26 protein-coding genes, 1 pseudogene and 1 other annotated feature are annotated in these 23658 nt (G+C 41.2%); of the genes and pseudogenes, 26 read left to right on the forward strand and 1 reads right to left on the reverse strand.

Translation table 11 applies throughout. The features are described 5' to 3' along the window. The first annotated feature begins 9 nt into the window (after positions 1–9). Positions 10–97 (forward strand) — a sequence feature (ribosomal protein L21 leader region). Between the two features lie 36 nt (positions 98–133). From rplU to TZ90_RS03230, 4 genes are all read left to right on the forward strand, one after another. After that, on the forward strand, positions 134–448 hold the full coding sequence (rplU, locus tag TZ90_RS03215) for a 50S ribosomal protein L21 (RefSeq protein WP_000109137.1): 315 nt from the start codon (positions 134–136) through the stop codon (positions 446–448). A 15-nt stretch (positions 449–463) separates the two neighbouring features. Then, positions 464–808, forward strand: a complete 345-nt coding sequence (locus TZ90_RS03220; protein WP_000613694.1) for a ribosomal-processing cysteine protease Prp — start codon at positions 464–466, stop codon at positions 806–808. Positions 809–824: 16 nt separating this feature from the next. Continuing rightward, positions 825–1118: a 50S ribosomal protein L27 gene (gene rpmA / locus TZ90_RS03225; protein WP_000916509.1), complete on the forward strand. Its 294-nt coding sequence runs from the start codon at positions 825–827 to the stop codon at positions 1116–1118. A 319-nt stretch (positions 1119–1437) separates the two neighbouring features. Then, positions 1438–1848 carry a DUF5301 domain-containing protein gene (locus tag TZ90_RS03230; RefSeq protein WP_045611436.1) on the forward strand — a complete coding sequence of 137 codons (411 nt, stop codon included), beginning with the start codon at positions 1438–1440 and terminating at the stop codon, positions 1846–1848. A 201-nt stretch (positions 1849–2049) separates the two neighbouring features. On the opposite strand, the pseudogene TZ90_RS10485 reads toward TZ90_RS03230, so the two are convergent. Further along, a pseudogene (locus TZ90_RS10485) lies at positions 2050–2124 on the reverse strand (AraC family transcriptional regulator); the annotation flags it as partial. Here TZ90_RS10485 and TZ90_RS03235 point away from each other — a divergent pair. The 22 genes from TZ90_RS03235 to TZ90_RS03340 all read left to right on the forward strand — a co-directional run bounded on the left by TZ90_RS03235 (position 2117) and on the right by TZ90_RS03340 (position 23533). Next, positions 2117–3025 carry a LysR family transcriptional regulator gene (locus TZ90_RS03235; protein WP_045611437.1) on the forward strand — a complete coding sequence of 303 codons (909 nt, stop codon included), beginning with the start codon at positions 2117–2119 and terminating at the stop codon, positions 3023–3025. The pseudogene TZ90_RS10485 and the gene TZ90_RS03235 sit on opposite strands and share 8 nt — an antisense overlap. Next, the gene (lspA, locus tag TZ90_RS03240; RefSeq protein ID WP_045611440.1) at positions 3022–3483 is read left to right on the forward strand and encodes a signal peptidase II; all 462 of its coding nucleotides are present in this window, start codon (positions 3022–3024) and stop codon (positions 3481–3483) included. The genes TZ90_RS03235 and lspA overlap by 4 nt, the downstream gene beginning before the upstream one ends. Continuing rightward, on the forward strand, positions 3473–4360 hold the full coding sequence (locus TZ90_RS03245; protein ID WP_045611442.1) for an RluA family pseudouridine synthase: 888 nt from the start codon (positions 3473–3475) through the stop codon (positions 4358–4360). Before lspA ends, TZ90_RS03245 begins: the two co-directional genes overlap by 11 nt. A gap of 2 nt (positions 4361–4362) precedes the next feature. Next, the gene (cbpE, locus tag TZ90_RS03250) at positions 4363–6246 is read left to right on the forward strand and encodes a phosphorylcholine esterase CbpE (RefSeq protein ID WP_045611443.1); all 1884 of its coding nucleotides are present in this window, start codon (positions 4363–4365) and stop codon (positions 6244–6246) included. 100 nt (positions 6247–6346) lie between these two features. Then, complete coding sequence (gene proB / locus TZ90_RS03255; RefSeq protein ID WP_045611445.1) at positions 6347–7456, forward strand: glutamate 5-kinase; 1110 nt, start codon at positions 6347–6349, stop codon at positions 7454–7456. Between the two features lie 9 nt (positions 7457–7465). Then, the gene (locus TZ90_RS03260; protein WP_045611448.1) at positions 7466–8728 is read left to right on the forward strand and encodes a glutamate-5-semialdehyde dehydrogenase; all 1263 of its coding nucleotides are present in this window, start codon (positions 7466–7468) and stop codon (positions 8726–8728) included. A 3-nt stretch (positions 8729–8731) separates the two neighbouring features. Next, positions 8732–9529, forward strand: a complete 798-nt coding sequence (gene proC, locus TZ90_RS03265) for a pyrroline-5-carboxylate reductase (protein WP_045611449.1) — start codon at positions 8732–8734, stop codon at positions 9527–9529. A gap of 229 nt (positions 9530–9758) precedes the next feature. Further along, the gene (tmk, locus tag TZ90_RS03270) at positions 9759–10397 is read left to right on the forward strand and encodes a dTMP kinase (RefSeq protein WP_045611451.1); all 639 of its coding nucleotides are present in this window, start codon (positions 9759–9761) and stop codon (positions 10395–10397) included. Beyond that, entirely contained in the window at positions 10394–11284 is an 891-nt protein-coding gene (locus TZ90_RS03275) for a DNA polymerase III subunit delta' (RefSeq protein ID WP_045611452.1), read from the forward strand. Before tmk ends, TZ90_RS03275 begins: the two co-directional genes overlap by 4 nt. 39 nt (positions 11285–11323) lie before the next feature. Then, positions 11324–11641 (forward strand): DNA replication initiation control protein YabA, encoded by a 318-nt coding sequence (gene yabA / locus TZ90_RS03280; RefSeq protein ID WP_000358227.1) that lies wholly within the window; start codon positions 11324–11326, stop codon positions 11639–11641. Between the two features lie 2 nt (positions 11642–11643). Further along, complete coding sequence (gene rsmI / locus TZ90_RS03285) at positions 11644–12522, forward strand: 16S rRNA (cytidine(1402)-2'-O)-methyltransferase (RefSeq protein WP_045611454.1); 879 nt, start codon at positions 11644–11646, stop codon at positions 12520–12522. Between the two features lie 283 nt (positions 12523–12805). After that, a complete protein-coding gene (gene trmFO / locus TZ90_RS03290) occupies positions 12806–14140 on the forward strand; it encodes a methylenetetrahydrofolate--tRNA-(uracil(54)-C(5))-methyltransferase (FADH(2)-oxidizing) TrmFO (protein WP_045611455.1) in 1335 nt (444 codons plus the stop codon). Between the two features lie 83 nt (positions 14141–14223). Continuing rightward, the gene (pyrH, locus tag TZ90_RS03295) at positions 14224–14961 is read left to right on the forward strand and encodes a UMP kinase (protein ID WP_000002996.1); all 738 of its coding nucleotides are present in this window, start codon (positions 14224–14226) and stop codon (positions 14959–14961) included. Between the two features lie 8 nt (positions 14962–14969). Further along, positions 14970–15527, forward strand: a complete 558-nt coding sequence (gene frr, locus TZ90_RS03300; RefSeq protein ID WP_001262225.1) for a ribosome recycling factor — start codon at positions 14970–14972, stop codon at positions 15525–15527. A gap of 59 nt (positions 15528–15586) precedes the next feature. Continuing rightward, entirely contained in the window at positions 15587–16441 is an 855-nt protein-coding gene (cvfB, locus tag TZ90_RS03305; protein ID WP_001095459.1) for an RNA-binding virulence regulatory protein CvfB, read from the forward strand. A gap of 8 nt (positions 16442–16449) precedes the next feature. After that, positions 16450–16665: a YozE family protein gene (locus tag TZ90_RS03310; RefSeq protein WP_045611457.1), complete on the forward strand. Its 216-nt coding sequence runs from the start codon at positions 16450–16452 to the stop codon at positions 16663–16665. 84 nt (positions 16666–16749) lie between these two features. Then, positions 16750–17754, forward strand: a complete 1005-nt coding sequence (locus TZ90_RS03315) for a PhoH family protein (protein ID WP_045611458.1) — start codon at positions 16750–16752, stop codon at positions 17752–17754. A gap of 106 nt (positions 17755–17860) precedes the next feature. Beyond that, entirely contained in the window at positions 17861–18430 is a 570-nt protein-coding gene (locus TZ90_RS03320) for a GNAT family N-acetyltransferase (protein WP_045611460.1), read from the forward strand. A 66-nt stretch (positions 18431–18496) separates the two neighbouring features. Next, positions 18497–19147: a helix-hairpin-helix domain-containing protein gene (locus TZ90_RS03325; RefSeq protein ID WP_045611462.1), complete on the forward strand. Its 651-nt coding sequence runs from the start codon at positions 18497–18499 to the stop codon at positions 19145–19147. Beyond that, positions 19131–21371: a DNA internalization-related competence protein ComEC/Rec2 gene (locus tag TZ90_RS03330; protein WP_045611464.1), complete on the forward strand. Its 2241-nt coding sequence runs from the start codon at positions 19131–19133 to the stop codon at positions 21369–21371. Before TZ90_RS03325 ends, TZ90_RS03330 begins: the two co-directional genes overlap by 17 nt. Positions 21372–21757: 386 nt before the next feature. After that, on the forward strand, positions 21758–22345 hold the full coding sequence (locus TZ90_RS03335; RefSeq protein ID WP_045611465.1) for an ATP-binding cassette domain-containing protein: 588 nt from the start codon (positions 21758–21760) through the stop codon (positions 22343–22345). 3 nt (positions 22346–22348) lie between these two features. Then, a complete protein-coding gene (locus tag TZ90_RS03340; RefSeq protein WP_045611466.1) occupies positions 22349–23533 on the forward strand; it encodes a membrane protein in 1185 nt (394 codons plus the stop codon). The last annotated feature ends 125 nt before the right edge of the window (positions 23534–23658 follow it).

The following is a 23658-nucleotide window of genomic DNA, read 5'->3' on the forward strand; positions in this document are numbered from 1 at the left end:
ACTATGCACGATCCTGTGCAACCGCACGAACATCGTTGCTTGATTATTCAAGTTTAAGTGGTTTGTCCCACGATGCTAGGCGAGTCTTCACAAAAAAATCGGGGAAACCCATAAAAATCATAGGAGGTGCATAATGAGCACATACGCAATTATCAAAACTGGCGGAAAACAAGTTAAAGTTGAAGTTGGTCAAGCAATTTACGTTGAAAAATTGAACGTTGAAGCTGGTCAAGAAGTTACTTTTAACGAAGTTGTTCTTGTTGGTGGTGAAAACACTGTTGTCGGAACTCCACTTGTTGCTGGAGCTACTGTAGTTGGAACTGTTGAAAAACAAGGAAAACAAAAGAAAGTTGTTACTTACAAGTACAAACCTAAAAAAGGTAGCCACCGTAAACAAGGTCACCGTCAACCATATACAAAAGTTGTCATCAACGCAATCAACGCTTAATTTTAAGGAGAACACATGATACAAGCAGTCTTTGAGAGAGCCGAAGATGGCGAGCTGAGGAGTGCGGAAATTACTGGACACGCCGAGAGTGGCGAATACGGCTTTGATGTCGTGTGTGCATCGGTTTCTACGCTTGCCATTAACTTTATCAATTCCATTGAAAAATTTGCAGGCTATGAACCAATCCTAGAATTAAACGAAGATGAAGGTGGCTATCTGATGGTTGAAATTCCAAAAGATCTTCCTTCACACCAGAGAGAAATGACCCAGTTATTCTTTGAATCATTTTTCTTAGGTATGGCAAACTTATCGGAGAACTCTTCTGAGTTCGTCCAAACCAGAGTTATCACAGAAAACTAACACGGAGGAAAACATTATGTTAAAAATGACTCTTAACAACTTGCAACTTTTCGCCCACAAAAAAGGTGGAGGTTCTACATCAAACGGACGTGATTCACAAGCGAAACGTCTTGGAGCTAAAGCAGCTGATGGACAAACTGTAACAGGTGGATCAATCCTTTACCGTCAACGTGGTACACACATCTATCCAGGTGTAAACGTTGGACGTGGTGGAGACGATACTTTGTTCGCTAAAGTTGAAGGCGTAGTACGCTTTGAACGTAAAGGACGCGATAAAAAACAAGTTTCTGTTTACCCAATCGCTAAATAAAAAGGTCCAGTGAACCTTTTTATCCCGAGCCTTGAAATATAAAGGCGAGGAAGCTAGAAGTAGCATAAACTAAGGCTTTCCGAGTTTTCGGAGAGCCTCTTTTTTTGTTTTGATACCCATTTTGGTACCCATATTTTAAAACCCTATGTAAGAAGAGAATTTATCGGCTACTTTATTTTACAATGAAAAAATAGTTGAATGTAAAACTTTTACAATAATGAATTTTATAAGGGAATAAGATATTGTAAAAATTGCTAAGATTTGATATTATAATTGTATCTGAGTAAGGAAGCAGGAATATGGAAAGGAGTGAACCTGTATGAAAAAGCTTATCACCATGATAGTCTGTTCAATCTCTTTTCTTGTTCTATCTGCTTGTGTCAGTAAGAAAAAACTTATTCTTCCTGAACCTGAAACGATTTCTGTAATTTCTATTCAGAAAAAACTCTCTGAAAATGTTAAAACAATAACCCAGAGAGAAGAAATCTCAAAGTTAATTAAGGAGATACAGAAACAGTCCAAATCTACAACTTTGGAGAGTTTCAATGATCAACCGACAAATGTTAAAGATTACATCATTATCAAATTCACTCATCAGAATAAAGAAAATGATAGTGTAGCCTATCTATATACTATGAAAGAAAAACAGTATATTGAGCAACCTTATGCTGGTATTTGGGAAGTAAATCCAGATATGGCTAATAGGATTGAAGAGTTTTTTTCTAGTTGATTCATAGAGATCGAAGTAAAGCTTAGAGGGCTTTTTTCGTAAATTTATATGAAGTTGAATTTGTATCATGTTTTAAACGATAAATCAACAAGATTTGCTGTTTTTATTTGTTTGAAATCAGATAAGGACTGAAAAAAGACATTATTCTAATTCTTGTATTAGTATGTTAGAGAATTCATTTAGATTTGAAAGTTTCCTGACTTTTTTCCTTTTTGGAAAACTTCTAAAATATGGTATAATGAAAAGATAAAGAAGTTGGGGGTAGAAGATGAACATTCAACAATTACGCTACGTTGTGGCTATTGCGAATAGCGGTACTTTTCGTGAAGCTGCTGAGAAGATGTATGTTAGTCAGCCGAGTCTGTCCATTTCTGTTCGTGATTTGGAAAAAGAGTTGGGTTTTAAGATTTTCCGTCGGACCAGCTCAGGGACTTTCTTGACCCGTCGTGGTATGGAATTCTATGAAAAAGCTCAAGAATTGGTTAAAGGATTTGATATTTTTCAAAATCAGTATTCTAATCCTGAGGAAGAAAAGGATGAATTTTCCATTGCCAGTCAGCACTATGACTTCTTGCCACCAACTATTACTGCCTTTTCAGAGCGCTATCCTGATTATAAGAACTTCCGTATTTTTGAGTCTACTACAGTTCAAATACTTGATGAAGTAGCGCAAGGGCATAGTGAGATTGGGATTATCTACCTCAACAATCAAAATAAAAAGGGAATCATGCAGCGGGTTGAAAAGCTGGGTCTGGAGGTCATTGAATTGATTCCCTTCCATACTCACATTTATCTTCGTGAAGGGCATCCTTTGGCTCAGAAAGAGGAACTGGTCATGGAGGATTTAGCAGATTTACCAACGGTTCGTTTCACTCAAGAGAAAGACGAGTACCTTTATTATTCAGAGAATTTTGTTGATACTAGTGCGAGCTCACAAATGTTTAATGTGACAGACCGTGCCACCTTGAATGGTATTTTGGAGCGGACGGATGCTTATGCAACAGGTTCCGGATTTTTAGATAGTGATAGTGTCAATGGCATCACAGTTATTCGTCTCAAGGATGACCTGGATAATCGCATGGTCTATGTTAAACGTGAGGAAGTGGAGCTGAGTCAAGCTGGGACTCTCTTCGTAGAAGTCATGCAAGAATATTTTAATCAGAAGAGGAAATCATGAAAAAAAGAGGAATAGTGGCAGTCATTGTATTGCTTTTGATTGGGCTGGATCAGTTGGTCAAATCCTATATCGTCCAGCAGATTCCACTGGGTGAAGTGCGCTCTTGGATTCCCAATTTCGTTAGTTTGACCTACCTGCAAAATCGAGGGGCAGCCTTCTCCATGTTACAAGACCAGCAGTGGTTATTTGCTATTATTACACTGGTCGTTATGGTAGGTGCCATTTGGTATCTACATGAACACATGGAGGACTCACTCTGGATGGTCTTGGGTTTGACCTTGATCATTGCAGGTGGTCTTGGAAATTTTATTGACAGGGTGAGTCAGGGCTTTGTTGTGGATATGTTTCACCTTGACTTTATCAATTTTGCAATTTTCAATGTGGCAGATAGCTATCTGACTGTTGGAGTGATTATTTTATTGATTGCAATGTTAAAAGAGGGAATAAATGGAAATTAAAATTGAAAGTGGTGGCTTGCGTTTGGATAAGGCTTTGTCGGATTTGACAGAATTATCACGCAGTCTCGCGAATGAACAAATCAAATCAGGTCAGGTCTTGGTCAATGGCCAAGTCAAGAAAGCTAAATACACTGTCCAAGAGGGCGATGTCGTCACTTACTATGTGCCAGAACCAGAGGTTTTAGAGTATGTAGCTGAGAATCTTCCGCTAGAAATCATCTACCAAGATGAGGATGTGGCTGTCGTTAACAAGCCTCAGGGAATGGTTGTGCATCCGAGTGCTGGTCATACTAGTGGAACTCTGGTAAATGCCCTTATGTATCATATTAAGGACTTGTCGGGTATAAATGGGGTTTTGCGTCCAGGAATTGTTCATCGTATTGATAAGGATACATCAGGTCTTCTTATGATTGCTAAAAATGATGAGGCGCATCTAGCACTTGCCCAAGAACTGAAGGATAAAAAGTCTCTTCGTAAATATTGGGCGATTGTTCATGGAAATCTACCAAATGATCGTGGTGTGATTGAAGCACCGATTGGCCGTAGTGAAAAAGACCGTAAGAAACAGGCTGTGACTGCGAAAGGTAAGCCAGCAGTGACGCGTTTTCACGTTTTGGAACGCTTTGGCGATTATAGCTTAGTGGAGTTGCAACTGGAGACAGGGCGCACTCATCAAATCCGTGTTCACATGGCTTATATTGGTCATCCAGTCGCTGGGGATGAAGTCTATGGTCCTCGCAAGACTTTGAAAGGACATGGACAATTTCTTCATGCCAAGACGCTAGGATTTACCCATCCGAGAACAGGTGAGACCTTGGAATTTACAGCAGATATTCCAGAGCTTTTTAAGGAAACCTTGGAGAGATTGAGAAAGTAAGAATGAAAAAGAAATTAACTAGTTTAGCACTTGCAGGCGCTTTTTTAGGTTTGTCATGGTATGGAAATGTTCAAGCTCAAGAAAGTTCAGGAAATAAAATCCACTTTATCAATGTTCAAGAAGGTGGCAGTGATGCGATTATTCTTGAAAGCAATGGACATTTTGCCATGGTGGATACAGGAGAAGATTATGATTTCCCAGATGGAAGTGATTCTCGCTATCCATGGAGAGAAGGAATTGAAACGTCTTATAAGCATGTTCTAACAGACCGTGTCTTTCGTCGTTTGAAGGAATTGGGTGTTCAAAAACTTGATTTTATTTTGGTAACCCATACTCACAGTGACCATATTGGAAATGTTGATGAATTACTGTCTACCTATCCAGTTGACCGAGTCTATCTTAAAAAATATAGTGATAATCGTATTACTAATTCTGAACGTCTATGGGATAATCTGTATGGCTACGATAAGGTTTTACAGACTGCCGCTGAAAAAGGTGTTTCAGTTATTCAAAATATCACACAAGGGGATGCTCATTTTCAGTTTGGAGACATGGATATTCAACTCTATAACTATGAAAATGAAACTGATTCATCAGGTGAATTAAAGAAAATTTGGGATGATAATTCTAATTCTTTGATTAGCGTGGTAAAAGTCAATGGTAAGAAAATTTACCTTGGGGGCGACTTAGATAATGTTCATGGAGCAGAAGACAAGTATGGTCCTCTCATTGGAAAAGTTGATTTGATGAAGTTTAATCATCACCATGATACCAACAAATCAAATACCAAGGATTTTATTAAAAATTTGAGTCCGAGTTTGATTGTTCAAACTTCGGATAGTTTACCTTGGAAAAATGGTGTTGATAGTGAGTATGTCAATTGGCTTAAAGAACGAGGAATTGAGAGAATCAACGCAGCCAGCAAAGACTATGATGCAACAGTTTTTGATATTCGAAAAGACGGTTTTGTCAATATTTCAACTTCCTACAAGCCGATTCCAAGTTTTCAAGCTGGTTGGCATAAGAGTGCATATGGGAACTGGTGGTATCAAGCGCCTGACTCTACAGGAGAATATGCAGTTGGTTGGAATGAGATCAAGGGTGAATGGTATTACTTCAACCAAACGGGTATCTTGTTACAGAATCAATGGAAAAAATGGAACAATCGTTGGTTCTATTTGACAGACTCTGGTGCATCTGCTAAAAATTGGAAAAAAATAAATGGAAGCTGGTATTATTTCAACAAAGAAAATCAGATGGAAATTGGTTGGGTAAATACTGGAAGTCAGAACTATTATTTATCAAACGATGGATCTATGAAGACAGGTTGGCTTCAATATAAGGGGCAATGGTATTACTTTGCTCAATCAGGAGAAATGAAAACGGGTTGGGTAAAAGATAAAGAAATCTGGTACTATATGGATTCTACTGGTATCATGAAGACAGGCGAGATAGAAGTTTCTGGTCATCATTACTATCTAGAAGAATCAGGAGCTATGAAGCAAGGCTGGCTTAAAAAGGCAGGTGATTGGTATTTCTACAAGACAGACGGTTCACGAGCTGTGGGTTGGATCAAAGACAAGGATAAATGGTACTTCTTGAAAGAAAATGGTCAATTACTTGTGAATGGTAAGACACCAGAAGGCTATACTGTTGATTCAAGTGGTGCCTGGTTAGTGGATGTTCCGGTAGAGAAATCTGTTACAACTAAAGTCACAAGTAATTCAGAAATAAAAGAATCCAATGAAGTAGTGAAAAAAGATCTTGAAAATACAGAAACGAGTCAACACGAAAGTATTACAAGTTCTTCAACTAGTCAAGATTTGACTTCTTCAACTTCACAAAGCTCTGAAACGACTGCAAACAAATCGGAATCAGAACAGTAGTAAAAAAGAAGGTTTTAGGGCCTTCTTTTTCCTATCAACTCTTTTCTATTTCCTGCCATTCATGTTATAATGGATAAATATGAAGAATCGGAGTGAGACTATGAAATACAAACGGATTGTCTTTAAGGTGGGGACTTCTTCTCTGACGAATGAGGATGGAAGTTTATCACGTAGTAAGGTAAAGGCTATTACCCAGCAGTTGGCTATGTTGCACGAAGCTGGTCATGAATTGATTTTGGTGTCATCAGGTGCCATTGCGGCTGGTTTTGGAGCCTTAGGATTTAAAAAGCGTCCGACTAAGATTGCTGATAAACAGGCTTCAGCAGCAGTAGGGCAGGGGCTTTTGTTGGAAGAATACACGACCAATCTTCTCTTGCGCCAAATCGTTTCTGCACAAATCTTGCTGACTCAGGATGACTTTGTGGATAAGCGCCGTTATAAAAATGCCCATCAGGCTTTGTCAGTTCTACTTAGCCGTGGGGCAATTCCTATCATCAACGAGAATGACAGTGTCGTTATTGATGAACTCAAGGTTGGGGATAATGACACTCTGAGTGCCCAGGTAGCGGCCATGGTTCAAGCAGACCTTTTAGTCCTCTTGACAGATGTGGACGGTCTCTATACTGGGAATCCTCATTCAGATCCAACAGCCAAATGCTTGGAGCGAATCGAGACAATCAATCGTGAGATTATTGATATGGCCGGTGGAGCAGGTTCTTCAAACGGAACTGGGGGCATGTTAACCAAAATCAAAGCTGCAACTATTGCGACAGAATCAGGAGTTCCTGTTTATATCTGCTCATCCTTGAAGTCAGATGCTATGATTGAGGCAGCGGAGGAGACCAAGGATGGTTCCTACTTTGTTGCACAGGAGAAAGGGCTCCGTACCCAGAAACAATGGCTAGCCTTCTATGCTCAGAGCCAAGGTTCTATTTGGGTTGATAAAGGGGCTGCTGAAGCTCTCTCTCAACATGGGAAGAGTCTTCTCTTATCTGGTATTGTTGAAGCAGAAGGAGCCTTTTCTTACGGTGATATCGTGACAGTATTTGACAAGGAAAGTGGAAAATCACTTGGAAAAGGGCGTGTGCAATTTGGTGCATCTGCTTTGGAGGATATGTTGCGTTCTCAAAAAGCCAAGGGTGTCTTGATTCACCGTGATGACTGGATTTCCATTACTCCTGAAATCCAACTACTCTTTACAGAATTTTAGAGGTAAACTATGGTAAGTACACAAGAACAATTTGAACAGGTACAGGCTGTTAAAAAATCAATCAACACAGCTAGTGAAGAGGTAAAAAACCAAGCCTTGTTATCCATGGCTGATCACTTAGTGGCTGCTACAGAGGAAATTTTAGCGGCCAATACCCTCGATATGGAAGCTGCTAAGGGTAAAATCTCAGATGTGATGCTGGATCGTCTTTATTTGGATGCAAGTCGTATAGAAGCGATGGCAACTGGGATTCGTGAAGTGGTTGCCTTACCAGATCCAATCGGTGAAGTTTTAGAAACCAACCATCTTGAAAATGGTTTGGTTATCACAAAGAAACGTGTGGCTATGGGTGTTATCGGTATTATCTATGAAAGTCGTCCAAATGTGACGTCTGACGCAGCTGCTCTAGCTCTCAAGAGTGGGAATGCGGTTGTTCTTCGTAGTGGTAAGGATGCCTATCAAACAGCCCATGCCATTGTCACAGCCTTGAAAAAGGGCTTGGAGACGACTACTATTCACCCAGATGTGATTCAGCTGGTGGAAGATACCAGCCGTGAAAGTAGCTATGCCATGATGAAGGCCAAGGGCTATCTAGACCTTCTTATTCCACGTGGAGGAGCTGGGTTGATCAATGCAGTGGTTGAGAATGCGATTGTACCTGTTATCGAGACCGGGACTGGGATTGTCCATGTCTATGTGGATAAGGATGCAGACGAAGATAAGGCTCTATCTATCATCAATAATGCTAAAACAAGTCGTCCTTCTGTCTGCAATGCCATGGAGGTTCTGCTGGTTCATGAAGACAAGGCAGCAAGCTTCCTTCCTCGCTTGGAGCAAGTACTGGTTGCGAATCGAAAAGAAGCTGGTCTGGAACCAATTCAATTCCGCTTGGATAGTAAAGCAAGTCAGTTTGTTTCAGGTCAAGTAGCTGAAGCTCAAGACTTTGACACCGAGTTTTTAGATTATGTCCTAGCTGTTAAGGTTGTGAGCAGTTTAGAAGAAGCGGTTGCCCATATTGAGGCTCACAGTACCCATCATTCGGATGCCATTGTGACGGAAAATGCTGAAGCAGCAGCTTACTTTACAGATCAAGTGGACTCTGCAGCGGTTTATGTCAATGCCTCAACTCGTTTCACAGATGGTGGCCAATTTGGTCTGGGTTGTGAAATGGGAATTTCTACTCAGAAATTGCACGCGCGTGGTCCAATGGGCTTGAAAGAGTTGACCAGCTACAAGTATGTGGTTGCTGGTGATGGGCAGATAAGGGAGTAAGAGATGAAGATTGGATTTATCGGTTTGGGGAATATGGGGGCTAGTCTGGCTAAGGCTGTTTTGCAGGCAAAGACGGGTGATGACCTTCTCCTTGCCAATCGTAGTCAAGGCAAGGTAGATGCTTTCATTGCAGACTTTGGCGGTCAGGCTTCTAGTAATGAAGAAATATTCGCAGAAGCAGATGTGATTTTTCTAGGTGTTAAGCCAGCTCAGTTTTCTGAACTGCTTTCTCAATACCAGACCATACTTGAAAAACGAGCAAGTCTTCTTTTGATTTCGATGGCAGCTGGATTGACTTTAGAAAAACTAGCAAGTCTTATCCCAAGTCAACACCGAATTATTCGTATGATGCCAAATACCCCTGCTTCTATTGGTCAAGGAGTGATTAGTTATGCCTTGTCTTCTAATTGCAGGGCTGAGGACAGTGAACTCTTTTGTCAGCTTTTAGCCAAGGCTGGTCTCTTGGTTGAACTAGGAGAAGGTTTAATAGACGCAGCGACAGGTCTTGCAGGCTGTGGACCGGCCTTTGTCTATCTCTTTATCGAAGCCTTGGCAGATGCAGGGGTTCAGACGGGATTGCCACGAGAAACGGCATTGAAAATGGCGGCTCAAACTGTGGTAGGTGCTGGACAATTGGTTCTAGAAGGCCAAGAGCATCCTGGGGTCTTGAAAGACCAAGTTTGTAGCCCGGGCGGTTCGACTATAGCTGGTGTAGCAAGCCTAGAAGCGCATGCTTTTCGAGGAACGGTCATGGATGCAGTTCATAAAGCCTACAAACGAACACAAGAATTAGGTAAATAAGAGGTGGCTTTGACTGCCTCTTTTATGGTGGTTGATACTCTTCGAAAATCAAATTCAAACTGCGTCAGCTTACATCTGCAACCTCAAAACAGTGTTTTGAGCAACCTGCGGGTAGCTTCCTAGTTTGCTCTTTGATTTTCATTGAGTATTAAATGAGAAGACAAAAAGATTGTCACAAACCCCTATTTTTTTGATAGAATAGAAGTAGTAAAAAAGAAATGAGTTAGAAATGTCAAAAGGATTTTTAGTCTCTCTTGAGGGACCAGAGGGAGCAGGAAAGACCAGTGTTTTAGAGGCTCTGCTCCCAATTTTAGAGGAAAAAGGGGTAGAGATACTGACGACCCGTGAACCAGGAGGTGTCTTGATAGGAGAGAAGATTCGGGAAGTGATTCTGGATCCAAGTCATACTCAGATGGATGCGAAGACAGAGTTGCTTCTTTATATTGCTAGTCGCAGACAGCACTTGGTGGAAAAAGTTCTTCCAGCACTTGAAGCTGGCAAGTTGGTCATTATGGATCGTTTTATTGATAGTTCCGTTGCCTATCAGGGATTTGGTCGTGGCTTGGATATTGACGCCATTGATTGGCTCAATCAGTTTGCGACAGATGGCCTTAAACCCGATTTGACCCTCTATTTTGACATCGAGGTAGAAGAAGGACTGGCTCGAATTGCTGCTAATAGTAATCGCGAGGTCAATCGTTTGGACTTGGAAGGTTTGGACTTGCATAAAAAAGTTCGTCAAGGCTACCTTTCTCTTCTGGACAAAGAAGGAAATCGCATTGTCAAGATTGATGCCAGTCTTCCTTTGGGGCAAGTTGTGGAAACTACCAAGGCAGTTTTGTTTGAGAGAATGGACTTGGCTAAATGAAACAAGATCAACTAAAGGCTTGGCAACCAGCCCAGTTTGACCGCTTTGTCCGTATCTTGGAGCAAGACCAGCTCAATCATGCCTATCTTTTTTCAGGTTTCTTTGGAAGTTTGGAAATGGCGCAATTTTTGGCTAAGAGCCTCTTTTGTACGGATAAAGTAGGCGTTTTACCATGTGAGAAATGCCGAAATTGTAAGCTGATTGAACAGGGAGAGTTTCCAGATGTTACCTTGATTAAGCCAGTCAATCAGGTCATCAAGACAGAACGGATTCGAGAATTGGTGGGGCAGTTTTCTCAAGCAGGGATTGAAAGCCAGCAACAGTTCTTTATTATCGAGCAAGCTGAGAAAATGCATCCTAACGCAGCCAATTCTTTGCTCAAGGTCATCGAAGAACCCCAGAGTGAGGTTTACATTTTCTTCTTAACCAGCGATGAGGAAAAGATTTTGCCGACAATCCGAAGTCGGACGCAGATTTTCCACTTTAAAAAGCAAGAAGAAAAGCTCATCCATCAATTAGAACAAGCAGGTCTGGTCAAGAAAAAAGCGATTCTTTTAGCTCAGTTTAGTCAATCGCGAGCTGAAGCAGAAAAGTTGGCCAATCAGGCAAGTTTTTGGACCTTGGTCGATGAAAGTGAACGCCTGCTGACTTGGTTAGTAGATAAGAAAAAAGAAAGTTATCTTCAAGTAGCCAAATTAGCTAGCTTGGCAGATGACAAGGAAAAACAAGATCAGGTTTTACGGATTCTTGAAGTTCTATGTGGACAAGATATCCTACAAGCAAGAGTAAGAGTGATTCTACAAGATTTGCTAGAAGCTAGAAAAATGTGGCAGGCTAATGTCAGCTTTCAAAATGCCATGGAATATCTGGTCTTGAAAGAAATATAAATTCAAAAATGAACGATAAAGAAAGGAAAGGGCTGTTTTATGGACAAAAAAGAATTATTTGACGCGCTGGATGATTTTTCCCAACAGTTATTGGTAACCTTGGCAGATGTAGAAGCCATCAAGAAAAATCTCAAGAGCCTGGTAGAGGAAAATACAGCTCTTCGCTTGGAAAATAGTAAGTTGCGCGAACGCTTGGGTGAGGTGGAAGCAGACGCTCCTGTCAAGGCTAAGCATGTTCGTGAAAGTGTCCGTCGAATTTATAAAGATGGATTTCACGTATGTAATGATTTTTATGGACAACGTCGAGAGCAGGACGAGGAATGTATGTTCTGTGATGAGTTGTTATACAGGGAGTAGGCATGCAGATTCAAAAAAGTTTTAAGGGGCAGTCTCCCTATGGCAAGCTGTACCTAGTGGCAACGCCGATTGGCAATCTAGATGATATGACCTTTCGAGCTATTCAGACCTTGAAAGAAGTGGACTGGATTGCTGCTGAGGACACGCGCAATACAGGTCTATTGCTCAAGCATTTTGACATTTCTACTAAGCAGATTAGTTTTCATGAGCACAATGCCAAGGAAAAGATTCCTGATTTGATTGGTTTCCTGAAAGCAGGACAAAGCATTGCTCAGGTATCCGACGCGGGTTTGCCTAGCATCTCAGACCCTGGTCATGATTTGGTTAAGGCAGCTATTGAGGAAGAGATTGCAGTTGTCACAGTTCCGGGTGCCTCTGCAGGGATTTCTGCCTTGATTGCCAGTGGTTTAGCGCCACAGCCACATATCTTTTATGGCTTTTTACCCAGAAAATCAGGCCAGCAGAAGCAATTTTTCGACTCGAAAAAAGACTATCCTGAAACTCAGATTTTCTATGAATCGCCCCATCGTGTGGCAGATACGTTGGAAAATATGATAGAAGTCTATGGTGACCGCTCGGTCGTATTGGTTAGAGAATTGACCAAAATCTATGAAGAATACCAACGAGGTATCATTTCTGAGTTATTAGAAAGCATTGCTGAAACGCCACTTAAGGGAGAATGCCTTCTCATTGTTGAAGGTGCCAGTCAGGATGTGGAGGAAAAAGACGAGGAGGACTTGTTTTTAGAAATCCAAGCCCGTATCCAGCAAGGCATGAAGAAAAACCAAGCTATCAAGGAAGTCGCTAAGATTTACCAGTGGAATAAAAGTCAGCTCTACGCTGTCTACCACGACTGGGAAGAAAATCAAGAAAATGACTAAACAGGGAAGTTTGCCTTCTTCCCTTTTTTTGTTATACTAGTAGAAGAAAAAATAGAAAGATTTGTGGGAGTGAAAAAGTCCGGGGGACTTTTTCAGCCTGAGCCAGGAAATTCGAAAGCGAAGTAAGTCCTGTGGACTTTTTCAGCCTGAGCCAGGAAATTCGAAAGCGAAGTAAGTCCTGTGGACTTTTTCAGCCTGAGCCAAGAAACTCGAAAACTCTTAAGTTTGATTGGCTTTTTCAATGTGAACCTTGTCTTCACACTCCCAAAGAGGTATTAGTGTCGTGTCTCAATCTTATATCAATGTTATCGGTGCTGGTTTGGCAGGGTCAGAAGCAGCCTACCAAATCGCAGAGCGTGGTATTCCAGTTAAACTTTATGAAATGCGTGGTGTCAAGTCAACACCTCAACACAAAACAGATAATTTTGCTGAATTGGTTTGTTCCAATTCCTTACGTGGGGATGCCTTGACAAATGCAGTGGGTCTCCTCAAGGAAGAAATGCGTCGCTTGGGTTCTGTGATCTTGGAATCTGCTGAGGCTACACGTGTTCCAGCAGGAGGGGCGCTTGCGGTGGACCGTGATGGTTTCTCTCAGATGGTAACTGAGAAAGTAGCCAACCACCCCTTGATTGAAGTAGTGCGTGATGAAATTACAGAATTGCCGACAGATGTTATTACGGTTGTCGCTACTGGTCCTTTGACAAGCGATGCCTTGGCTGAAAAGATTCATGCCCTTAATGACGGCGATGGTTTCTATTTCTACGATGCGGCAGCGCCTATTATCGATGTCAACACCATCGATATGAGCAAGGTCTATCTCAAGTCTCGTTATGATAAGGGAGAAGCGGCCTATCTCAACGCTCCCATGACCAAACAAGAATTTATGAATTTCCACGAAGACTTGGTCAATGCGGAAGAAGCGCCGCTGAATTCTTTTGAAAAAGAAAAGTATTTTGAGGGCTGTATGCCTATCGAAGTCATGGCCAAACGTGGTATTAAAACCATGCTTTATGGTCCGATGAAACCAGTTGGCCTTGAGTATCCGGACGACTACACAGGACCTCGTGATGGAGAATTTAAAACACCTTATGCGGTGGTTCAGCTGCGTCAGGACAATGCGGCTGGTAGCCTCTACAATATCGTTGGTTTCCAGACTCACCTCAAATGGGGAGAACAAAAGCGAGTCTTCCAAATGATTCCAGGTCTTGAAAATGCTGAGTTTGTCCGTTATGGTGTTATGCACCGCAATTCTTACATGGATTCACCAAATCTTCTTGAGCAGACTTACCGTTCTAAGAAACAACCAAATCTCTTCTTTGCTGGTCAGATGACGGGTGTGGAAGGCTATGTTGAATCAGCGGCATCAGGTTTAGTAGCTGGCATTAACGCGGCTCGTCTCTTCAAGGGAGAAAGCGAGGCTATTTTCCCAGAGACGACGGCTATCGGAAGCTTAGCTCATTACATCACCCATGCGGACAGCAAACATTTCCAACCGATGAATGTCAATTTTGGGATCATCAAGGAGTTGGCAGGCGAGCGTATCCGTGATAAGAAGGCTCGTTATGAAAAAATTGCAGAGCGTGCCCTTGCCGACTTAGAGGAATTTTTGACTGTCTAATTTTTTTGAAAGAATTGCTCATGATACTATAAAAATCTTAGAAATTGTGATAAAATAGGTAGGATAAAAAAAGGAGAGTGAAAATGGCGAATCCCAAGTATAAACGTATTTTAATCAAGTTATCAGGTGAAGCCCTTGCCGGTGAACGAGGCGTAGGGATTGATATCCAAACAGTTCAAACAATCGCAAAAGAGATTCAAGAAGTTCATAGCTTAGGTATCGAAATTGCCCTTGTTATCGGTGGAGGAAATCTCTGGCGTGGAGAACCTGCAGCAGAAGCAGGTATGGACCGCGTTCAGGCAGATTACACAGGAATGCTTGGGACTGTTATGAATGCTCTTGTGATGGCAGATTCATTGCAACAAGTTGGTGTCGATACGCGTGTGCAAACTGCCATTGCTATGCAACAAGTGGCAGAGCCTTATGTCCGTGGGCGTGCCCTTCGTCACCTTGAAAAAGGCCGTATCGTTATCTTTGGTGCTGGAATTGGTTCACCTTACTTCTCAACCGATACAACAGCGGCCCTTCGTGCAGCTGAAATCGAAGCAGATGCCATCCTTATGGCTAAAAATGGCGTCGATGGTGTTTACAATGCCGATCCTAAGAAAGACAAAACAGCCGTTAAGTTTGAAGAATTGACCCACCGTGATGTTATCAACAAAGGTCTTCGTATCATGGACTCAACTGCTTCAACCCTCTCAATGGACAACGACATTGACTTGGTTGTCTTCAACATGAACCAACCAGGTAACATCAAACGTGTCGTATTTGGTGAAAATATCGGAACAACAGTTTCAAATAATATCGAAGAAAAGGAATAAGAAAGATTATGGCTAACGCAATTATTGAAAAAGCTAAAGAGAGAATGACCCAGTCTCACCAATCACTTGCTCGTGAATTTGGTGGTATCCGTGCAGGTCGTGCTAATGCAAGCTTGCTTGACCGTGTACATGTAGAATACTATGGAGTCGAAACTCCTCTTAACCAAATTGCTTCAATTACGATTCCAGAAGCGCGTGTTTTGTTGGTGACACCATTTGACAAGTCTTCATTAAAAGACATCGAACGTGCCTTGAATGCCTCTGATCTTGGTATCACACCAGCTAATGACGGTTCTGTTATTCGTTTGGTTATCCCAGCTCTTACAGAAGAAACTCGTCGTGACCTTGCTAAAGAAGTGAAGAAGGTCGGTGAGAATGCTAAAGTGGCTGTCCGCAATATCCGTCGCGATGCTATGGACGAAGCTAAGAAACAAGAAAAAGCAAAAGAAATCACTGAAGACGAATTGAAGACTCTTGAAAAAGATATTCAAAAAGTAACAGATGATGCTGTCAAACACATCGACGACATGACTGCCAACAAAGAGAAAGAACTTTTGGAAGTCTAAAAATAAACAGAAAAACTCAGTTGGCATTGCTGGCTGAGTTTTATTCGAAAGAAGGAAATATGAATACAAATCTTGCAAGTTTTATCGTTGGACTCATCATCGATGAAAATGACCGTTTTTACTTTGTGCAAAAGGATGGTCAAACCTATGCTCTTGCTAAGGAAGAAGGTCAACATACAGTAGGGGATACGGTCAAAGGTTTCGCCTATACAGATATGAAGCAAAAACTCCGCCTGACAACCTTAGAAGTGACTGCCACTCAGGACCAATTTGGTTGGGGAACTGTAACGGAAGTTCGTAAAGACTTGGGTGTCTTTGTGGATACAGGCCTTCCTGATAAAGAAATCGTTGTGTCACTCGATATCCTCCCTGAGCTCAAGGAACTCTGGCCTAAGAAGGGCGACCAACTCTACATCCGTCTTGAAGTGGACAAGAAAGACCGTATCTGGGGTCTCTTGGCTTATCAAGAAGATTTCCAACGTCTGGCTCGTCCTGCCTACAACAACATGCAGAACCAAAATTGGCCAGCCATTGTATACCGTCTCAAGCTGTCAGGAACTTTTGTTTACCTGCCAGAAAATAACATGCTTGGCTTTATCCATCCTAGCGAGCGTTACGCAGAGCCACGTTTGGGGCAAGTATTAGATGCGCGTGTCATTGGTTTTCGTGAAGTGGACCGCACCTTGAACCTCTCCCTCAAACCACGTTCCTTTGAGATGTTGGAAAATGATGCCCAGATGATTTTGACTTACTTGGAAAGCAATGGCGGTTTCATGACCTTAAATGATAAATCATCTCCTGATGACATCAAGGCTACCTTTGGTATTTCTAAAGGTCAGTTTAAAAAGGCACTTGGTGGCTTAATGAAGGCTGGTAAAATCAAGCAAGACCAGTTTGGGACAGAGTTGATTTAGGGAGATTTATGAGAAAATCATTTTACACTTGGCTCATGACCGAGCGCAATCCTAAAAGTAACAGTCCCAAGGCTATCTTGGCAGACCTCGCTTTTGAAGAATCAGCCTTTCCAAAACACATAGATGATTTTGATGAGGTGAGTCGCTTTTTAGAGGAACATGCCAGTTTCTCTTTTAACCTAGGAGACTTTGACGCCATCTGGCAAGAATACTTAGAACACTAGCATGATTCATTGGGTTTGGGCTAGTAATTTCTCCACCCCTTTGCTATAATAAAAAGAAATAAAAGGATTAGAGAGGTTCTTTATTTGAAGGAACATTCAATAGACATTCAACTGAGTCATCCAGATGACCTGTTTCATCTTTTTGGTTCCAATGAACGCCATCTTCGTTTGATGGAAGAAGAGCTTGATGTGGTGATTCATGCTCGTACGGAGATTGTCCAGGTTTTGGGAGAAGAGGCTGCTTGTGAGGAAGCCCGTCAGGTTATTCAAGCTCTCATGGTCTTGGTGAACCGTGGGATGACCGTTGGTACGCCAGATGTGGTGACTGCAATTAGCATGGTCAAAAACGATGAAATCGACAAGTTTGTCGCCCTTTACGAAGAAGAAATCATCAAGGATAATACAGGGAAACCTATCCGTGTCAAAACACTGGGTCAAAAACTTTATGTGGACAGTGTTAAACAGCACGATGTGACCTTTGGAATTGGGCCAGCAGGTACAGGGAAGACCTTCCTTGCAGTGACCTTGGCAGTGACTGCCCTTAAACGTGGGCAGGTCAAGCGGATTATCCTAACACGCCCGGCAGTGGAAGCAGGCGAGAGTCTAGGTTTTCTTCCGGGTGATCTTAAGGAGAAGGTAGATCCTTACCTTAGACCTGTTTATGATGCCTTGTATCAGATTCTGGGCAAAGACCAAACGACTCGTCTCATGGAGCGTGAAATTATCGAGATTGCACCTCTTGCCTATATGCGTGGACGAACCTTGGATGATGCCTTTGTCATTCTCGACGAGGCGCAAAATACGACCATCATGCAGATGAAGATGTTTTTGACTCGTTTAGGTTTTAATTCTAAGATGATTGTCAATGGAGATATCAGTCAGATTGACCTTCCGCGTAACGTCAAGTCCGGTTTGATTGATGCCCAAGAAAAGCTCAAGAGCATTCACCAGATTGACTTTGTTCATTTTTCAGCCAAGGATGTGGTTCGCCATCCAGTTGTCGCTCAGATTATCCGAGCTTATGAACCAGCTCCAATTAAAAATGAAGAGCATGAAGAATTAGAGTCTCAACCTCTGTCTGAAGGATAGTTCTTTTGTACTTAAAATTATCTCAATACCAAGTATAAGTTTGCTTTTTACATGTTTCATTCAATATCCTTATATTAGTTAGAAACTTTTCAAGTGGTGGAATCCTATGGAATCAATCTTTTTAAAACTATCTCAGTATCCCATAGTCGAGACTGAGCGTTTATTGCTTAGACCTGTAACTTTGGATGATGCGGAAGAAATGTTTGACTATGCCTCGGACATAGAAAATACGCGCTACACTTTTCCAACCAATCAAAGCTTGGAAGAAACTCAAAATAATATTGCTCAGTTCTACTTGGCCAATCCGTTAGGCCGGTGGGGAATTGAACTGAAATGCAATGGTCAGTTTATTGGAACCATTGACTTGCATAAGATTGATCCTGTTCTTAAGAAGGCAGCTATTGGCTACATTATCAATAAAAAGTATTGGAATCAAGGATTGACGACAGAAGCCAATCGTGCCGTAATTGAGCTAGCTTTTGAGAAGATAGGAATGAATAAGTTAGTTGCTTTACACGATAAGGATAATCCTGCGTCAGGAAAGGTCATGGAGAAATCAGGAATGCGTTTTTCCCACGAAGAAGCTTATGCTTGTATGGACCAGCATGAAGAAGGCCGAATCGTTACAAGAGTTCATTATGTTTTGACCAAGGAAGATTATTTTACAAATAAATAAGCAGTTGAGAAGAAATTTTCAACTGTTTTTTCATCCTCTTACGAATAATCTAAGAGAGGAGAAAATATGGAAGCAATTATCGAGAAAATCAAAGAGTATAGAATCATTGTCATCTGTACTGGTCTGGGCTTGCTTGTAGGCGGATTTTTCCTGCTAAAGCCAGCTCCACAAACACCTGTCAAGGAAACGAATTTGCAGGCAGAAGTTGCAGCTGTTTCCAAGGATTCATCGATCGAAAAGGATGTGAAGAAGGAAAAAAAGGAAGAACCTGTTGAACAAGATCTAATCACAGTAGATGTAAAAGGCGCTGTTAAAGCACCTGGAATTTATGATTTGCCTGTAGGTAGTCGGGTCAATGACGCTGTTCAAAAGGCGGGTGGCTTGACAGAGCAAGCAGACAGCAAGTCGCTTAATCTAGCTCAGAAAGTCAGTGATGAGGCTTTGGTTTACGTTCCAACTAAGGGAGAAGAATTAGCTAGTCAACAGGCAGGTTCTGGGCCGACTTCTTCAACAAGCAAAGAAAAGAAGGTCAATCTCAACAAGGCAAGTCTGGAAGAACTCAAGCAGGTCAAGGGATTAGGTGGCAAACGAGCTCAGGACATTATCGACCATCGTGAGGCAAATGGCAAGTTCAAGTCAGTAGACGAGCTCAAGAAGGTCTCTGGCATTGGTGCCAAAACAATAGAAAAGCTAAAAGACTATGTTACAGTGGATTAAGAAGTTCCCCATTCCCCTCATTTACCTGAGTTTTCTGTTACTTTGGCTTTATTACGCTATTTTCTCAGGATCCTATCTCGCTTTGCTCGGCTTTATTTTTTTGCTAGTCTGTCTCTTTGTACAATTTCCTTGGAGATCTGCTAGCAAAGTTCTAGTGCTTTGTGGAATCTTTGGTTTCTGGTTTCTGTTTCAAAATTGGCAACAGATTCAAGCTGGTCAAAACCTAGAGGATTCTGTTGAAAGGGTACGGATTTTACCAGACACTATTAAGGTCAATGGTGATAGTCTGTCCTTTCGTGGCAAGTCTGATGGACGCATTTTTCAAGTTTATTATAAACTCCAGTCCGAGGAGGAGAAAGAAGCCTTTCAAGCTTTAACAGCCCTTCATGATTTGGAACTTGAAGGAAAACTATCAGAGCCAGAAGGGCAGAGAAATTTTGGTGGCTTTGACTACCAAGCCTATCTGAAGACTCAGGGAATTTACCAGACACTCAATATCAAAAAAATCCAGTCCCTTAAACAGGTTAGCAGTTGGGATATAGGAGAAAACCTATCCAGTTTACGCCGAAAGGCTGTGGTTTGGATTAAGACACATTTTCCAGACCCTATGCGCAATTACATGACAGGGCTCTTGTTAGGACATCTGGACACCGACTTTGAGGAGATGAACGAGCTTTATTCTAGTCTAGGAATTATCCACCTCTTTGCCTTGTCGGGTATGCAGGTAGGCTTTTTCATGGATGGCTTTAAGAAACTCCTCTTGCGATTAGGCTTGACCCAAGAAAAGTTGAAATGGCTGACCTATCCCTTTTCCCTTATCTATGCAGGGCTGACAGGATTTTCAGCATCAGTCATTCGCAGTCTTTTGCAAAAGTTACTGGCTCAACATGGTGTTAAGGGCTTGGATAATTTTGCCTTGACGGTCCTTGTACTCTTTATCATTATGCCTAACTTTTTCCTGACGGCAGGAGGAGTTTTGTCATGTGCTTATGCTTTTATCTTGACCATGACCAGTAAAGAAGGGGAGGGGTTTAAGGCTATTGCCAGAGAAAGTCTGGTTATTTCTTTGGGAATATTACCCATTCTATCCTTCTATTTTGCGGAATTTCAACCTTGGTCCATCCTCTTGACCTTTGTCTTTTCCTTTCTTTTTGACTTGGTCTTCTTACCGCTCTTGTCTATCTTATTTGCCCTTTCCTTTCTCTATCCAGTCATTCAGCTGAATTTTATTTTTGAATGGTTGGAGGGGATGATTCGCTTTGTATCACAGGTGGCAAGTAGACCTCTGGTCTTTGGACAACCCAATGCGTGGCTTTTAATTTTATTGTTAATTTCCTTGGCTTTAGTCTATGATTTGAGGAAAAACATTAAAAGGCTAGCAGTGTTGAGCTTCTTGATTACAGGTCTCTTTTTCTTGACCAAGTATCCACTGGAAAATGAAATCACCATGCTGGATGTTGGGCAGGGGGAAAGTATTTTCCTACGGGATGTAACTGGGAAAACCATTCTCATAGATGTAGGTGGCAAGGCAGAATCTGATAAGAAAATCGAAAAATGGCAAGAAAAGGCGACGACCAGCAATGCCCAGCGCACCTTGATACCCTATCTTAAAAGTCGAGGAGTGGCCAAGATTGACCAGCTAATTTTGACAAATACGGACAAGGAGCATGTTGGCGATTTGTTGGAGGTGACCAATGCATTCCATGTAGGGGAGATCTTAGTATCAAAAGGCAGTCTGAAACAGAAGGAATTTGTGGAAGAACTGCAGGCGACTCAAACCAAGGTACGAAGTGTGACAGCAGGAGAGAAATTGCCAATTTTTGGAAGTCACTTAGAAGTCCTATCTCCAAGGAAAATGGGAGACGGAGGTTATGATGATTCCCTAGTTCTGTATGGGAAACTTTTGGATAAGTACTTTCTCTTCACAGGAAATTTGGAGGAGAAAGGAGAGAAGGACTTGTTGAAGCAGTATCCTGACCTAGAAGTGGATGTTTTGAAAGCTAGCCAACATGGCTCTAAAAAATCACCAAGTTCAGCCTTTCTAGAACAGCTCAAACCAGAGATGACTCTCATTTCAGTTGGAAAGAACAATCGAACGAAACTCCCCCATCAGGAAACCTTGACCCGACTGGAAGGTATCAACAGTAAAGTTTACCGAACTGACCAGCAGGGAGCTATACGCTTTAAAGGGTGGAATAGTTGGAAAATAGAAAGCGTTCGATAGGAAGGACAAATATTATATATTAGTAAAATAAACTAAAAATCTGTTGCATAATAATGATAAAAACGATATAATAAAAGCGTCTTCAATATTGATGATATAAAATCATTAAAAATTAGTAAAAATCGTTTAATTAGTTAGTTTATGATTATTGGTCTTTTTTTGTCCAGTGTATCTGCTTTGACAGTCACTAAAAGTTATAGGTATTATTGGAATACCTACAATAAGTCTAGTATGAATTGCCAGAGATATAACTATATTAATCCCCTGTTATGGTCTCGTTATGACAGCTATTCAGAGTATAAAGTTGGTTCTGGCTGAAATTACAATCGTTATGAGGTACTAAACTACTACAGCGGAGGCTATTAATCCAAAAAGGAGGGCTAGATATGTTGCAGCTTACTCATGTGACCTTAAAAACGCGACAAGTCATCTTACAAGATGTTGATTTTACATTTGAAAAGGGTAGGATTTATGGTATTCTTGCTATCAATGGCTCTGGAAAGACGACACTGTTCCGCGCCATTAGCAATTTAATTCCTATAAGTAGTGGAAATATTGTAGTCCCTCCTTCTTTATTTTATTATGAAAGCATTGAATGGCTGGATGGAAACTTAAGTGGGATGGACTATCTTCGCCTGATCAAGAACATCTGGAAGTCAGGGCTGAACTTGGGGGATGAAATTGATTACTGGGAAATGTCTGACTATATCAGCCTTCCCATTCGCAAGTATTCCTTAGGCATGAAGCAACGCTTGGTGATTGCTATGTATTTCCTCAGTCAGGCCAAATGCTGGCTTATGGATGAGATTACAAATGGCTTAGATGAGTATTATCGACAGAAGTTTTTTGATAGGCTAGCACAAATCGATAGACAAGAACAGCTGGTTCTTTTAAGTTCCCACTATAAGGAAGAGTTGCTTGATGTCTGCGATAGAGTAGTAACCATTCACCAGGGGCAAATAGAAGAGGTTTAGTTTATGAAAGATGTTAGTCTATTTTTATTAAAAAAAGTTTTCAAAAGTCGCTTAAACTGGATTATCTTAGCTTTATTTGTATCTGGACTCGGTGTTACCTTTTATTTAAATAGTCGGACTGCAAACTCACACAGCTTGGAGAGCGAGTTGGAAACCTATCTTGTAAAAAATGAGAGAGTCATCAATGAATATGAAGAGGAACTCTCCCAAATATCTGATACCAACTCGGAGGAATACCAGATTGCTAAAATTAATTTAGAATCGCAAAAAAATCATTCGACTCAAAAGACAGAAATTCTGACTTTATTAAAAGAAGGGCGATGGAAAGAAGCCTACTATTTGCAGTGGCAAGATGAAGAGAAGAATTATGAAAGGATATCAAATAACCCGACTGTTAGCTCTGACTTTAAAATGGCGGTTGACCGCCAAAGAAAGATTTACCAAGCCCTGTATCCCTTGAACATAAAAGCACATACTTTGGAGTTTCCGACCCACGGGATTGATCAGATTATCTGGATTTTAGAGGCTATCATCCCAACCTTGTTTGTGATTGCTATTATTTTTATGCTAACGCAACTATTTGCAGAAAGATATCAAAATCATCTGGACACAGCTCAGTTATATCCTTTTTCAAAAGTGGCATTTGCCATGTCCTCCCTTGGAGTTGGAGTGGGCTATGTAAGTGTGCTGTTTATCGGAATCAGCGGATTTTCTTTTCTAGTGGGAAGTCTGATAAGTGGTTTTGGACAGTTAGATTATCCCTACCCGATTTATAGCTTAGTGAATCAAGAGGTAACTATTGGAAAGATACAAGATATGTTATTTCCTGGCTTGTTATTAGCTTTCTTAGCCTTTATCGTCATTGTGGAAGTAGTGTACTTGATTGCTTACTTTTTCAAGCAAAAAATGCCTGTCCTCTTTCTTTCACTCATTGGGATTGTTGGCTTATTGTTTGGCATCCAAACAATCCAGCCTCTTCAAAAGATTGCACATCTGATTCCCTTTACTTACTTGCGTTCAGTGGAGATTTTATCTGGAAGATTACCTAAGCGGATTGATAATGTCAATCTAAATTGGGACATGGGGATGGTCTTACTTCCTTGCCTGATTATCCTTTTGTTAGTGGGGATTCTATTTATCGAAAGATTGGGAAGTTCACGTAAAAAGGAAGTTTTTAATAGGTTTTAGCATTCCCATAGGGAAGGTGTGGAAAAACTAATACAGAGAGGGAATCAACTTGATTCTCTCTTTTTGATTCGAAAACCAAGCCAAAATACAAACACAAACTTTTCAAAAAAATAACTTTTTATCTT

The organism is Streptococcus mitis, from assembly GCF_000960005.1.
Taxonomy (GTDB): domain Bacteria; phylum Bacillota; class Bacilli; order Lactobacillales; family Streptococcaceae; genus Streptococcus; species Streptococcus mitis_CK.

Bases quoted from the DNA above. Each gene is read 5' to 3' on its own strand.
- TZ90_RS03310 (WP_045611457.1), top strand. From the start codon at position 16,450: ATGAGAAAATCATTTTACACTTGGCTCATGACCGAGCGCAATCCTAAA.
- proB (WP_045611445.1), top strand. From the start codon at position 6,347: ATGAAATACAAACGGATTGTCTTTAAGGTGGGGACTTCTTCTCTGACG.
- TZ90_RS03330 (WP_045611464.1), top strand. From the start codon at position 19,131: ATGTTACAGTGGATTAAGAAGTTCCCCATTCCCCTCATTTACCTGAGT.
- pyrH (WP_000002996.1), top strand. From the start codon at position 14,224: ATGGCGAATCCCAAGTATAAACGTATTTTAATCAAGTTATCAGGTGAA.
- TZ90_RS03320 (WP_045611460.1), top strand. From the start codon at position 17,861: ATGGAATCAATCTTTTTAAAACTATCTCAGTATCCCATAGTCGAGACT.
- TZ90_RS03340 (WP_045611466.1), top strand. From the start codon at position 22,349: ATGAAAGATGTTAGTCTATTTTTATTAAAAAAAGTTTTCAAAAGTCGC.
- tmk (WP_045611451.1), top strand. From the start codon at position 9,759: ATGTCAAAAGGATTTTTAGTCTCTCTTGAGGGACCAGAGGGAGCAGGA.
- TZ90_RS03245 (WP_045611442.1), top strand. From the start codon at position 3,473: ATGGAAATTAAAATTGAAAGTGGTGGCTTGCGTTTGGATAAGGCTTTG.
- proC (WP_045611449.1), top strand. From the start codon at position 8,732: ATGAAGATTGGATTTATCGGTTTGGGGAATATGGGGGCTAGTCTGGCT.
- TZ90_RS03260 (WP_045611448.1), top strand. From the start codon at position 7,466: ATGGTAAGTACACAAGAACAATTTGAACAGGTACAGGCTGTTAAAAAA.
- rplU (WP_000109137.1), top strand. From the start codon at position 134: ATGAGCACATACGCAATTATCAAAACTGGCGGAAAACAAGTTAAAGTT.
- frr (WP_001262225.1), top strand. From the start codon at position 14,970: ATGGCTAACGCAATTATTGAAAAAGCTAAAGAGAGAATGACCCAGTCT.
- rpmA (WP_000916509.1), top strand. From the start codon at position 825: ATGTTAAAAATGACTCTTAACAACTTGCAACTTTTCGCCCACAAAAAA.
- cvfB (WP_001095459.1), top strand. From the start codon at position 15,587: ATGAATACAAATCTTGCAAGTTTTATCGTTGGACTCATCATCGATGAA.
- TZ90_RS03335 (WP_045611465.1), top strand. From the start codon at position 21,758: ATGTTGCAGCTTACTCATGTGACCTTAAAAACGCGACAAGTCATCTTA.
- TZ90_RS03325 (WP_045611462.1), top strand. From the start codon at position 18,497: ATGGAAGCAATTATCGAGAAAATCAAAGAGTATAGAATCATTGTCATC.
- yabA (WP_000358227.1), top strand. From the start codon at position 11,324: ATGGACAAAAAAGAATTATTTGACGCGCTGGATGATTTTTCCCAACAG.
- TZ90_RS03235 (WP_045611437.1), top strand. From the start codon at position 2,117: ATGAACATTCAACAATTACGCTACGTTGTGGCTATTGCGAATAGCGGT.
- TZ90_RS03275 (WP_045611452.1), top strand. From the start codon at position 10,394: ATGAAACAAGATCAACTAAAGGCTTGGCAACCAGCCCAGTTTGACCGC.
- cbpE (WP_045611443.1), top strand. From the start codon at position 4,363: ATGAAAAAGAAATTAACTAGTTTAGCACTTGCAGGCGCTTTTTTAGGT.
- TZ90_RS03230 (WP_045611436.1), top strand. From the start codon at position 1,438: ATGAAAAAGCTTATCACCATGATAGTCTGTTCAATCTCTTTTCTTGTT.
- rsmI (WP_045611454.1), top strand. From the start codon at position 11,644: ATGCAGATTCAAAAAAGTTTTAAGGGGCAGTCTCCCTATGGCAAGCTG.
- TZ90_RS03220 (WP_000613694.1), top strand. From the start codon at position 464: ATGATACAAGCAGTCTTTGAGAGAGCCGAAGATGGCGAGCTGAGGAGT.
- lspA (WP_045611440.1), top strand. From the start codon at position 3,022: ATGAAAAAAAGAGGAATAGTGGCAGTCATTGTATTGCTTTTGATTGGG.